Annotated in this window: 10 protein-coding genes and 1 pseudogene; 3 read left to right on the forward strand and 8 right to left on the reverse strand. The window is 36.2% G+C overall.

What is annotated here, in order from left to right; all coding sequences use genetic code 11:
- A pseudogene (locus tag CWC02_RS14370) lies at nt 1-541 on the forward strand (hypothetical protein); the annotation flags it as partial.
- Nucleotides 542-778: 237 nt separating this feature from the next.
- Here CWC02_RS14370 and CWC02_RS14375 read toward each other — a convergent pair.
- From CWC02_RS14375 to CWC02_RS14385, 3 genes are all read right to left on the reverse strand, one after another.
- On the reverse strand, nt 779-1,474 hold the full coding sequence (locus CWC02_RS14375; RefSeq protein ID WP_138618960.1) for a hypothetical protein: 696 nt from the start codon (nt 1,472-1,474) through the stop codon (nt 779-781).
- Nucleotides 1,475-2,084: 610 nt separating this feature from the next.
- Nucleotides 2,085-2,366, reverse strand: a complete 282-nt coding sequence (locus CWC02_RS14380; RefSeq protein WP_054553427.1) for a putative quinol monooxygenase — start codon at nt 2,364-2,366, stop codon at nt 2,085-2,087.
- Complete coding sequence (locus CWC02_RS14385; protein WP_054563225.1) at nt 2,363-2,584, reverse strand: DUF2798 domain-containing protein; 222 nt, start codon at nt 2,582-2,584, stop codon at nt 2,363-2,365. Before CWC02_RS14385 ends, CWC02_RS14380 begins: the two co-directional genes overlap by 4 nt.
- An 81-nt stretch (nt 2,585-2,665) precedes the next feature.
- Here CWC02_RS14385 and CWC02_RS14390 point away from each other — a divergent pair, with 81 nt between their 5' ends.
- The gene (locus tag CWC02_RS14390) at nt 2,666-3,520 is read left to right on the forward strand and encodes a LysR family transcriptional regulator (protein WP_138618962.1); all 855 of its coding nucleotides are present in this window, start codon (nt 2,666-2,668) and stop codon (nt 3,518-3,520) included.
- Nucleotides 3,521-3,684: 164 nt separating this feature from the next.
- Here the strand turns inward: CWC02_RS14390 and CWC02_RS14395 are convergent, their stop codons facing one another.
- Entirely contained in the window at nt 3,685-4,410 is a 726-nt protein-coding gene (locus CWC02_RS14395; RefSeq protein ID WP_138618964.1) for a hypothetical protein, read from the reverse strand.
- Nucleotides 4,411-5,084: 674 nt separating this feature from the next.
- Between CWC02_RS14395 and CWC02_RS14400 the strand changes: the two genes are divergently transcribed.
- On the forward strand, nt 5,085-5,462 hold the full coding sequence (locus CWC02_RS14400; protein WP_138618966.1) for a hypothetical protein: 378 nt from the start codon (nt 5,085-5,087) through the stop codon (nt 5,460-5,462).
- A gap of 62 nt (nt 5,463-5,524) precedes the next feature.
- Here the strand turns inward: CWC02_RS14400 and CWC02_RS14405 are convergent, their stop codons facing one another.
- The 4 genes from CWC02_RS14405 to CWC02_RS14420 form a co-directional block, all read right to left on the reverse strand.
- Nucleotides 5,525-7,927, reverse strand: a complete 2,403-nt coding sequence (locus CWC02_RS14405; RefSeq protein WP_138619030.1) for an AAA family ATPase — start codon at nt 7,925-7,927, stop codon at nt 5,525-5,527.
- Nucleotides 7,920-8,666: an ABC-three component system middle component 1 gene (locus tag CWC02_RS14410; RefSeq protein ID WP_138618968.1), complete on the reverse strand. Its 747-nt coding sequence runs from the start codon at nt 8,664-8,666 to the stop codon at nt 7,920-7,922. Before CWC02_RS14410 ends, CWC02_RS14405 begins: the two co-directional genes overlap by 8 nt.
- Complete coding sequence (locus CWC02_RS14415) at nt 8,659-10,302, reverse strand: ABC-three component system protein (RefSeq protein ID WP_138618970.1); 1,644 nt, start codon at nt 10,300-10,302, stop codon at nt 8,659-8,661. The genes CWC02_RS14410 and CWC02_RS14415 overlap by 8 nt, the downstream gene beginning before the upstream one ends.
- 368 nt (nt 10,303-10,670) lie before the next feature.
- Complete coding sequence (locus CWC02_RS14420) at nt 10,671-11,759, reverse strand: HNH endonuclease (RefSeq protein WP_249364114.1); 1,089 nt, start codon at nt 11,757-11,759, stop codon at nt 10,671-10,673.
- Between the last annotated feature and the right edge of the window lie 399 nt (nt 11,760-12,158).

Below are 12,158 nucleotides of genomic sequence, written 5' to 3' on the forward strand. Positions count from 1 at the left end.
TGATGAGTATTCAACAAAAGAGCCTATTGCCGACGATGAGCCGTCTAAAGATGACGTGCCTGAATATGACTTATCGTCATTGATGGGTGATGATTTATCGTTTGCTGATAATTTTGCTGAAGATAAACAAACAGTTACGCCTCCAAGCACAACAGACGATCACGACGACATCAGCGATGATGATTTAGCAAAAGCCTTACAAGCGCTTGAACAAGAGCTACAGGACGAATCTGCGTCATTTAGCCCTGAAGAACCAACAAAACCTGCTGAAGATACGGTTGATTTGTCTGTCGAACTGAGTAACGACGATATGCTAGAAGAGATGGCTAGTGACTCTGATGAAGCTGATAAAGAAACAAATTTAGAGACCGAGCAACAAGATGATAAGCCGTATAATCCATTTGCAAACTTATCGCTTGATCCTACGTGGGACCCTAATTCTGACGAAAAGCCTGTGATAAAAAGTAAAACCAAACAGCCAAAATCACAAGCTCTTATTGATGCAGAAGAACGCGCTAAACAGCTTAAAACAGATGAGTGATTAAGTAACGAGAAACGAGCCTGTAGCAGATTTTACATCACGACCTAGCGCCTAAAGCCCAGTGCCTATTGTTTCCCCCGTAGGACTGGCTTTAGCCGGGAATGGTTTGAGCAAATAACGAGAAGTGAGTTTAGAGAGACGAATGTGTAGCAGCGATTTCATATCGCGTCCTTACGCCTAAAGCCCAGTGCCTATGCTTGCATGGCGCGCGAAATAAATTTCACGCCTACTGTATACTCACTTCACCACAGGTCGTGGGCGCATCAACCAATGAAATATAAAAATCAGCCCAAAAAACACTGATACTGCTAAAACACATAATACAATTATATTGGTCGGTAAGAAGGAATCTGTTGTGTTGCTGTAGCGCTTTAATTGCTGTTGCGCACTCAGTTTTGCTCGTTCTGTTTTACTTGGCAGCACAAACTCATGAAACGAATCTGTCAGCTTAGCTTCAGAACGCGCGATTTGTGTATTCTTTTGCTGCCAGAGCGTATCAAATTTCTGAAATTGAAACTGTTTATTGTCAATACACCAATCTAGATATTTAAGCTCAAGAGGCTGATTAAAGCAGCGTGTTGGCATCACGTAAAAACGTTGCCACGCAGCTTGTTTTTCTAAATAAGCTTTTTGAGACAACGGTTTAGCTAGTTGGTTTTCAAGTAAACTAATATCAGGATTAAAAAGCGCAGCTTTACGGTCAGCTATTTGTTCATTGGTAAAACATGTTTCAGCAAATCGAGCAGATAAGTTCTGAATTTGCTGTTTATAAATTTCTATTTTATCAAGTACATGAGACTTTCTTAACGCAGATTGCAATTCAGCGCGCTCAGTTTGAATACTTTTGCACTCATTAGAAAGGATTGGCTCTTTCGCCCGTGTAGATACAGCTACTAGCAATAGCACTGTAAGCATTAAAGTCCGTTTAAACATGAATTTACGTCACTGTAAAATTTAGAGGTACAGACTAACAGCTTCAAATAAAACTGCAACAAATCTGCGCTAAATTCACCTGAAAGACTGATAAATTGCTAGTTCGATTTATGTTCTCACAAAGTGAAAGAGCAATAACAAATCTGAATATTAATTCTTGCCAAAGTAAAACTGTTTATCATCCAATGCATATTGCTCAAGTAACCACACTTTAAACAGCTGCATAACCAATAAATGGGCAAAGAACAAACAGTCTCAGCCAAACTGTTTGCAAAACGCCCAATGGCCGCGTGTTTAACCAGCGAAAAAGCCAAACAAATTCTGCATATGCTGTAACCATTTCAACTTTGTAAACTAGTCTACGAATAGCAGTACTTCCCAGTAGCCTAGTTTTTTACCTGTCGGCGTGAAACTTGTTTTGTACTTTGAGAGTATGAAATTTGAAAGGTTTAAATGGGTTTCTCTATGCAGCGCGAAGCGCTTCGGTGCTCCCTAAAGTTCAAATATTTTTATTCACAAAGAGAAGTGAATGAGAAGACAATGAGATACAGCCAATTAATGTTCTTCTCTAAAGCGCAGCGCCTCTTAATCCTCTTTGTGCAAATAAAATCTAAAGCTCCTCCACTTTCTCTACCTCAACTGGCTCTGCCAACGCATTTTCATAAAATGCGAACACCGCTTGGGTATAAGGCTGAGCATAATGCTCATCAAGGGCGGCTTGCGATTCAAACTGCTCAACTAAAAACAAACAACGCTGCTCTTTGCTCGCAAACAACTCAAAACGATTACAACCAGGTTCTGCGCGAGTGGCTGCTAATATGCCCTGTAAACGCCCTTTACAGTCATCAAATAATGCTGCCTTTGGGGTAATTTTTGCCACGATATTAATCATACTGACTCCTTACTATATAACTTTAAAACCAATGCCCTAATTGGCGGGGCAACCGTAAAAGCCACCACAAACGCAGCAGGCCATGCATTAGCAAACGCCTTCATCCAACTTAGAAAAAATGTATCGCTCAGCCCTAAGTTGACATAAGTGACCCATGCCGAAAGTAAAAACGACATTAAAAACGAAAATGCCGCAGTAAAAGTAAAATGAATTTTCATATGTCCTCCTTGGCGTTACTATATTTGCACAGGCCAAGTGGCAACAGTCACGAAAATGCAAACTAAGATTGAGGGAGTCGTATGCTGGATGATCTGCATTTATTTATTGAAATAGCGCGCCGTAAAAGCATGAGCCAAACAGCAAAAGATTTAGGACTGAATCTATCAACCCTATCAAGGCGCATTCAGGCATTAGAAGAAAAACTCGCCGAGCCATTACTGCAACGCACAGCCCGCGGCATTGTGTTAACCGCCAAAGGCGAATCTCTTTATAACGAATTAGGCGAGCAGGTGCTTGCTCTTAACAGCCAGCTTGAGCAACTAAATGACTCCCCCACCGCTAAAGAGTTTTACCTTTTGTGCCCACAAAACATCATTGCGGGCCCACTGATGGGGGCAGTTAATCAGTTTGCGATGGAAAACCCTGCGCTAAACCTCCACATTTACCCAAGTAATGCCAACAGCCAACTAAGCCAAAAACGTTTTGACTTAGCTATTCGCATCGGCGAACAACAAGACTCTAGCTATTTTCAAAAGCGCCTAGGCATGATCGCAATTAAGCTAATTAAAAAGAAAGATGCGCCAGCATCAAGGTTGATATTGCCCTATTCAGAGTCACAACTCCCCAGCGGCTTACTTAACAAACTAAAAACCGAGTATGAACATACAAGCTTTTGTTTTGATATTACAATCGCCAGAAGAATGGTTGAAGCAGGCTATGGCATTGGCTTACTGCCGATGAGCGAAATTTGCTGTATAGACGACACCAGCAACTTTAGTTATATCGACTCCCCCCACGATATTCCCGCAAGGCCAATTTACGCCCTCTGGCCACATTCACGCACGCCATCAACAAATGCCCAGTTGTTGATAGAACAACTCCAAACCAGTATTGCAAACTCACCGAGTTTACAAGGAGAGGTGTTGAAACTGTAGTTGCGAGGCATCGTAGGTCGGGCTTTAGCCCGTCAAACAACTCAATAATAAGGTTTATAAATAAACTTGTAGCAGCGATTTCATATCGCGTTTCAAAACCCTACCACTCTGTCGCCATAAATGGCGACCTACATCGTAGGTCGGGCTTTAGCCCGTCAAATAACTCAATCTTTAAACCAACGATAAAGACCAAACACAAACAACATGGCCGCAATGCCTGCCAAGGCTAATTGCCAAATTTTAAGATCATTCAACTTTGTCACTTGCGGACCAACACTCTCATTTAAAGGAATTGAAGCTTGTTTAACGGGTGCTTCGATTATCGGGCTTTTTATTGCAACTTGGCTTGTGGTTTTATTTGCATTAATTTCTGTAATAGTTGGCTTTACTGTAATAACAATATCTTTATGGCTTGCTTTTGAATTACCGCTCCAAGCAGATTCAAATAGCGCCTTTTGCTCAGCTTTATTTTCGCTACACCATACAAAATCAGCTTGCTGAATTTTCTTCGCTCTACAACGTTTTGGTAATTCATAAAATTGCCCCCAAGCTTGGCGCTTTTTATCGTCATTATATGAATTTGAATACACAGTAGAGTTATGTACTTTGGTGTTTAAAAGTGCGGTAGGGTTCGAGCGATACGTATAATTACCGCCATTACCAGAACTTCTTTTTGGGTGTTTGCAGTGTCTAGCCAGCAGCGTAAAAAGCTCATCTAAACGTTGATTCCACCGTTCACCTTGCTTAGCCGTGTAGCTACGATTCATTCTTTTACGAATGCCCTCGCGCTCAGCCTCAATGTTATCGCAGCGACTTTTTGAATATTGCTCATCAGCAACCGTGTTGAAACTCGCAAGCAAAGTAGCGAGTAATAAAATCCATTTATTCATAACATTACATCTGTGTAATTTGGTAAGCCACATTGTACCAAAATTAGGGCGAGGAAAAAGTGACCTTTTAACGATTTATTTAGGTATGTCGCGTTGGCGACGGCAACCAAAGAGAACTAAACGCCGACTTCTCTTTGGAATCTCTCGGCGCCCCGAGGTTCACACTGTTCCTTCAATTTGAATTAATTAAATGAACGTAAACAGCGTAGATAGGCACAACTTACACATCCCTGTACGCACCCCAGTTCGGATATCCATATCCTCTCGTTTAAAGCTTCGCTTCTCACCCGTGGCCAAGCTACGCTTTTTACAGCATCCATGCTGTAAATTACTCATAATTAATTCAATTTCGGGTGTGAACACGGGGAAAACCTCAGCAATCTCCTGCAACTGAACAATGAGTTATTTCTTGTTTTCATTAGCTATTTCAGTAAACTGGCTGTAAATAACAGGGAGTGGTTTATGGAACAGGTTGGCATTTACAATGCAACACTTTTGCCTGTGAAAATATATTATTAGCAAAAAATGGAACAACTAAAGCATAATAAAGTTATAGAAATAACTCACACCTGCACTCAACACTGAATATAACCTAAGAGCTAACCGAACTTATGCCTAGTGAAATATTTATGAAACAGTAAGTTATTGGTTAATAGATAAAATTAAGGAAAAATATGTCAATTAAAGAGCTTGAAGAAAAACTAGAAAATCACTTCGATAATTTAACTAATGATGAAGAAAGTACATATGGAGTTGTAAAAAAGAATAATGAAAATCTAGAAATGATTACAGGTGTTCTTTTCGAAGGGGTGAAGTCATATGATAAAAATATTGAATTAAAGCACGAACGTGAACTTAAAAGCATGGTCTTAGATCAAAAACGCTTTAGCCACGGTTTTTGGCTTCTAGTTGTTATCTTGATATTCATAATTACTTTAATCTTTGGACTAATTTTTGTTAAAGATGATAGTAATACAGCTTTAAAAATTTTAACTCATGTTCTTGCAGTTGGCATGGGCATAGTTACTGGTATTGGCTGGAAAAATAGATAGTAAAATTAAAGATTAAAATATCTATTAAAATTCAATCAGATATTTTAATCTAAAAATTAAAACTAACTTATATATTCTAGCCTCTTATTTTTCATATTAATCGGCAATGACTTTAAATTCGCCTGACTATACTTATAATGGAAATAATTAGCCACTTTACTTTCATGTGTTGATAAAATGATTTGAAGATCTGAGAACTCATATCGCATCATTTGGACAAAAGAAGCCATGTTCACTTCGTCCATAGTTTGCACTGGATCATCAATCAATATAGTTGATAACTTAGAAGGGTAAACCTTATTCATTGCTAGCATAAATGAGATAACAACACCAGCAAGCTGCCCCGAACTCATTGTATTCCATGCATCATGACTATCACTAGGTGTAGCACTGAACTTCATAAAGCCTTTTTCGCTTCCTTTAGTCGGCGTAATTAAAAATATACCGCTCCCCTCTGGGCGAGACTGTAGTATTTTAGAGCTATATACAAAAAGCGGTATTGCAATATGTTTTGCAACATCTTTTTCATAAGCTTTAATTTCATCTTTATAGACCTTACTGATTTCCTTTATTTCATCCCTCTTTAGCTTTAACTTTTTTAACTCCTCTTTTAGCTGAGATATTTTTAAACTTTTTACTTTATAGGTTGAAGATCTTTGCTGCAAAATCAATCGCGTCAATAGTGATGAGTCTCTACGAATATCATTCAAGTCAATAGTCAATTTTTCAGCGTCATCAAAAACTAAACCCAACGTTTTTAGATCCTGTTTTAATTGCTCATACTCTTTTAGCGGTTCATTAGAAAGTTGCTTTTTGTGGCTATTTATAAAAGTAATAAGTAGCTCTTTTTTTTCGTGATAATCTTCATTAACTTCCAATAACTTTTTATCAATAAATGGGGTACAATCCCCAACATTGTATTCAAGCCACGTTCTGACTTTCATCATGTCATTGAAGTCAGATTCTCCTATGCTCTTATTATTATTCACATTTATTAAATCAAAGTTTAAATAATCTTTATATTTAAAGAGATAGTTTTTCATTTTTCTAATAGAAGGTTTAATAAGGCCTGTTATTAGTTTTTCGGTTACAATCTTAAGTGCCTTATCATTATCTCCTAACTGTCCAGAGAAGAATTTCGATTGTTTTTCATATTCAATAAGTAAAGCTTGTCCTGTTGGCTTAATATCCCCACATAATGGGCAAGGTATATTTTGGCATTGCTTTTCTTCATCATAGCCAATATGTTCTTTATAGTGAGATAAAAGATTCTTTCTACTGTCATCGATTTTAATGAGTAAAGAGCCTAGCGAACTATTTGTCTTCGTCAAACTTAAAAATAAAGCTATATCAGTTGTGAACACATCATAGCTTGAAGGAAATTTTTCTTTGTAAATATTTAAAATATCTTCGCTGAGGCTATTTGGTTTATCATCAAATAATGTAATTAACTTACTATAGCTATCAGCTTTTCTCTTAGATTTTATCCAAGTAAGACTGTGTTTATTAAGCTTTTTTTCTAAATCTTCATAATTTTCAAACAAGCCAACTTTTAAATAATTCTGAAGTTGGTCAATTCGCTCTGTTGTCATTTTATGTAAAAAGTAATTAAATTTTAGCTTTTCATAATCAGAATTATTTTTTATTAGCCACTCAACACTTTCTAAGCTATCTCTATAAACTTCAAGCTGCTCTACAGTGCTAGATGTTAAGTCACTAAATATAGCAATTTTCCCACTACTTAGTGTGCTTACTGAATCTTCATCCTCAGTAGTCGGTTTTGATAACTGTGCTAATTCTTCTTCTTCTTTATTGATTAACGGGGTGTAGTAATCATCTATTTTTTTCTTCAGTTTGGCTGAAAGCATATCTAATTGGTCGGCTTTATTTTTTTCTTCTATTGTACCGAATAGATAACTTATTTCTTGGTGGCGTTTGCTTTCATCAAGTTTTAAGAAGTGGCAAGTTTCTTCTTGTTGGATGTAATTAAACAAAGTAAATGTTTTATCTAGTTTTTCATTCTTTAATAAATTATTTAATTTGCTTTCATCCAGCTTATTTTTACTTAAATCACGAAAAACAGTTTCATCCTGCCACACATTAGTTTCAAAACGCTCAATAGCATTTTGATATTTTGCTACCCTACCCGCTTCGCCTGAAATATTGGCGGGTATATGAATACCGACCACAAGTAAAGTACTTGTATCATTTAAAAGCTCTAACTGAACAGTCGTTGGCTTAGAATTATCTCCCTTAAGAATATGATCTTCTTTATTCTTTGTATCAGTATGCTTAACTCGAGATATTTTCCCCGTAAAACACAGTTCGATAGCATCAAATATTGTTGTTTTCCCAAAACCATTTGGACCATCAAAAAGAACTAGATCATTACCAGTGAAATCAAACTCAACTGGTTCTTTAAAAGATTTAAAGTTCTCAATTAGCATCCTTCCTAGCTTAATCATTTGTTTCATCTTCCTTTACAAGTTCAGTAAGCCAGCTTTCAAGATCATTTATATCGAGTTCTAGCAGCTTCTCACATTCTCTTAACTGTTTTTCGGTTAACTTATTATCTATATTCTTCTGTAATATCTCTTGATTAGAAGGCGTAACTATTAATGACAAGAAAGGGATTTTTTCATAAAGCTTTGCTACAAATAAATATTCAATTTCTCTTTCAGTCAATTTTAATTGGTTAGCTTTTGTAAATTCATTAAACCTTTCAGAATCAGAAATTACACTTTGAATAAAAGAAATATAACTCCCTTCCTTACTATTAAAAGAGTTTTTAATTATTTTAAGTTCTTCAACAGACAACAATAAAACTTGCTTCTTGAAAAAGTATGGATCCTCTTCAATTGAAATAGATTTTTTTAGTACATCCTTCTTTGTACTAGCTTTATGTGCAGTAAAAATTATCAAAGTAGCATTTTTATCAAATGCAGATGATATCTCTACACCTTCATCTGTCAATTTCTCAAATTTATCAGTATTGTTTTTAATTAAAGAGAGTAACTTTATTTGAATATCATTCGTAACGTGAGCCAAAACCCTTTCCGGTAAATGAACATAAACAAAGTAATCACTTTGTAAATTTTTACCAATGTATACAAACGCTGTAAAATCATAATCCTTTTCAATATATTTAACTTTTACTAAGGAGAGTTGAGATTCTATAAAAATCTTCTCGATTAGATCATCCATTTATTTCTCCTAACGCTTTTCTGCTATCTATAAAACTAATTTCTTTTTGCTGAGTGATTTTATCTGACTCTTTTGTATCTAAGCTATTTTCATCATAGCTTTCAACTTCTGTTATTTTTTCTATTCCAGCTAAAATTTCATCATTTTCACCTGTTGAATTGACGACGATATAATCTACATTATTAAAAACATTTGATTTATCACCTTGATTATCGACCAACCCTTTTTTTGCTCTCTCAATCTCAATATACTTAACTTCAGGGTCAGCTTCATTGAAATTAATACAACTGGGCTGATACTCAAAAACCTTTTTTTTGCATTTTAGTGTTAATTTACCAGATGGTTTTTCAACTTTTTTAATAAAGTTAAAAAAAACACTTTTAATTTTATTTGGCTCTGAAATTTGAGAATAATACTGTTGTTTCGACGGGCCTTGATAAACGTGAGGGTATATGCGCCGCAAAAAACCTGCACAGTCATCAGGGAAATAATGTTGAATTACATTTTGGCGAACAGACTCCAACCGTACCATATAATATTGGTATTTCTTATCATCAATAACTGAGTTTGCTAACAACTTGTGAGTGTCTTCAATTTGCTCTTTATAAGCCTTTTCAAAGTTTTCACGACACACTAAATTCCAATATGAATCATCTTGATCTCTATAAGTACTTTTTAGCTTTTGTACAATAACCTTAAAAGAAATACTTGGTTTAGTTTTCTGCAAGTAAGGAATATGATGATCTTTCTTATCTCTAATGTGCTGGTGCCTTAACATTAAATTCTGATCAACAAGTGAACACAATGCTGTTTTATATAATTTGATATCTTTATCAAGAAAAGTTGTTCCGGTGTGCAATAACGCTAAGAGTTCCTTGATTAGTGTGTCTAGCTCTGAGTTCAGTGCATCATCAGATAGAGCAAGATTATATACAATAGGTTTATCAAAGCTGAGAAAAACCTTTTGGCAGGAAAGACTTTTTGGCTTAGCTAAATTTGGAACTAAATGGCTTGGTATACTTGCAATATTGGTTATATTTTCCAAGGGAGGTGCAACTTCATCAGCTGTATGGAAATAAGTGGTTGAAGTCCTGAACGCTTTCTGTGAGAGCGCTTCAAAATCGGTAAAGCATTTTGTAATATTGCTTCGGTACTTAATATCTACAAATTTAACATTATCTCTCCAGTTACTGTTTAATAACCCCTGCTCATCAATAAGTTTATGAGTACTTATTTCTGTTTTAAGCTTTTCTTTCGCTGTTGCCGTATCACCTTCTTTTTTACTTTTAAAGTTGAAGTATTTAAATATGTCAGTATCTGGCAGGATACCTTTCTTTCTGTATAAAATTGTTGCGATTGCTTCTACATGATCTTTAAATTTATTTTCGCCTTTATGCTTAACTTGGTGAAGAGACAAATATTCGTCACCTCTTTTGATGGCAAAATCTTCTATCCATTCATACTCAATATGGTGTTCATCTAAGAAAGTATCGAAAGTAGGTAAACCAATTCCTATTCGAGCTTCTTTGATAATATTAGTTAAAGAAACATAGAGGCCTACTTTTCCTTGGTAGTTATAGCCATTCCAAGAGGGTGTAGCATCGTGCAAAATGCTTTTAGATGATGCGTTAGTCATATTAAAGTTACTCTTTTATACAAACTAGATATAGTCAAAACCTTTTCCTATGAATACCAACCTACCAGCACACTCCAATTCCCCCGTGATCACACCTGAAACTAAGTTAATGATGAGTAATTTACAGCATGGATGCTGTACAAAGCGTAGTTTGGCCATGGATGGCCTATTTACGCTGTTTACGTTCACATCATTAACGCAAGTTGAAGATCAAGTGTGATCCTCGGGTGCGCCGAGAGAGTCCAGAGAGAGGCCGGCGGCAGCCTCTCTTTGGTTGCCATCGCCAACGCGATAAAACCTAAATATGGGTTTTTAATCCCTTGGAATCCTGCACGTAAACTATCGGTATATACGTTAAACTTCACTATCTACACGTTATACATTGGCTTTTCTTCCGCCACTAAACCAAGCTCATTATTTTGTTGTTGGTAAACAACACCTTCTGCAAACTCAAAACTATTTATGTCTGCCCATAATTTGGCGCTGTTAGCCTGAGCAACCTGATAGGCCCAATCGCTTACCGAGCGTGACTTTTCAGCGTCACAATTAAAATAATCGCTTAACTCATTTGTTATATGCTGATTATGAACAACTAGGTTTTGCTCTTGCCAACGCTCGCGGTGCTCTTGCGCGGCTAGAAAATCGCGTTTACTGTTATTGCATTTACTATGAGCTGCCACAAAGTTGTGGCCGAGATCATTGGCGTAACGCGTAAACGGAATAAAGTGATCAACCTCAGTTTTGCTGTTTAATGCCTTTTGACAATAAAAACAGTGACCACGTTGTAGTTCTATTAATACAGGTTTTGCTTTATTGAGTGCATTACGATCAAAGCCAAATAAAAAGTCATGAAGTTGGCTCTGTGGGCCGATTAGCGCTTGGTTATATTTAATGCTTTGGATTTTTTGTAGCCATGCATTTTTAGCTAAATAGACAACTAAATCGTAAAAGCGCCTAAAGCAACTAGCAATACCTGCATTTAAGGTGATGTATTGCAGCCCTTTAACATGAGGGTATAAGAAGCACTCTTCCTTGCCATTTAGCTTTTGTAATAACCATAGCGGTCCATCTTTAATGGTTTGTAACGTTGTTCTGCGTATGTTTTTCCAATCACTGCACCTTTTTAATTGGCTAACTGAATTAATGTTGTTTAATTTTGCATCGTGCAGTGTAGTGATTATTTTGGCTTGTTTTTTGGAGTTGGTATTTTGTAAAAGTAGCTGGTCTCTATTATTACCAATGGCACCAAATGGAGATGCTTGATGCCAATACAACGTAATAAACTTTTCGACTAATTCGTCAAAAGTTATTTGTAATTGCGAATTCGGATCTAATTGCTGTTTCTCAATACTTATATCAGCTAACGCATGCAAAAGGGCAAACTTATAAGTGGCACTGAAGTCCCCATCCACCAACATACGTTGAATATATGCGATAAAGTCGAGCTGTTGTTGCATAGCCATATCCAAACTATGCCTTTACTGCAGACTTTGATAAAACGCTGAGTGCTTCTTTTAAGCGCATAAACTAAATCCTGTTACTGCGGCTTAAAATGAATAAACCGCTCCATGGTTATTTCTTGATACTAAATGGCGAGCTGTTAAGTCAGCATTAAGTTTAGGAACAATCTAGCATGAATAACCATGAAAAATATAGGTTTTTTCGATGAATGAAATAATAACTCTAATTTATCTAAGAGGATTTTAGTGCAGAAATGCATTCTAAGAGGGTACAATCAGTTTTCAAGTTTTGTTTTATCAGGCTAAAGAACTATCAAAAAACTTCAACAATTTTTAAAAATAACCACGTGTTATTGAGCTTTTAAGGATATCAAGCTCTATGCAATTACCTAATAT

This window comes from Pseudoalteromonas sp. S2721, from assembly GCF_005887425.1.
In the GTDB taxonomy this organism is placed as follows: Bacteria; Pseudomonadota; Gammaproteobacteria; order Enterobacterales; family Alteromonadaceae; genus Pseudoalteromonas; species Pseudoalteromonas simplex.

What these genes read in the sequence shown, in the direction of transcription:
- CWC02_RS14375 (WP_138618960.1), bottom strand. Translation starts at nt 1,474, where the DNA reads ATGTTTAAACGGACTTTAATGCTTACAGTGCTATTGCTAGTAGCTGTA.
- CWC02_RS14400 (WP_138618966.1), top strand. Translation starts at nt 5,085, where the DNA reads ATGTCAATTAAAGAGCTTGAAGAAAAACTAGAAAATCACTTCGATAAT.
- CWC02_RS14380 (WP_054553427.1), bottom strand. Translation starts at nt 2,366, where the DNA reads ATGATTAATATCGTGGCAAAAATTACCCCAAAGGCAGCATTATTTGAT.
- CWC02_RS14415 (WP_138618970.1), bottom strand. Translation starts at nt 10,302, where the DNA reads ATGACTAACGCATCATCTAAAAGCATTTTGCACGATGCTACACCCTCT.
- CWC02_RS14385 (WP_054563225.1), bottom strand. Translation starts at nt 2,584, where the DNA reads ATGAAAATTCATTTTACTTTTACTGCGGCATTTTCGTTTTTAATGTCG.
- CWC02_RS14405 (WP_138619030.1), bottom strand. Translation starts at nt 7,927, where the DNA reads ATGATTAAGCTAGGAAGGATGCTAATTGAGAACTTTAAATCTTTTAAA.
- CWC02_RS14420 (WP_249364114.1), bottom strand. Translation starts at nt 11,759, where the DNA reads ATGCAACAACAGCTCGACTTTATCGCATATATTCAACGTATGTTGGTG.
- CWC02_RS14390 (WP_138618962.1), top strand. Translation starts at nt 2,666, where the DNA reads ATGCTGGATGATCTGCATTTATTTATTGAAATAGCGCGCCGTAAAAGC.
- CWC02_RS14410 (WP_138618968.1), bottom strand. Translation starts at nt 8,666, where the DNA reads ATGGATGATCTAATCGAGAAGATTTTTATAGAATCTCAACTCTCCTTA.
- CWC02_RS14395 (WP_138618964.1), bottom strand. Translation starts at nt 4,410, where the DNA reads ATGAATAAATGGATTTTATTACTCGCTACTTTGCTTGCGAGTTTCAAC.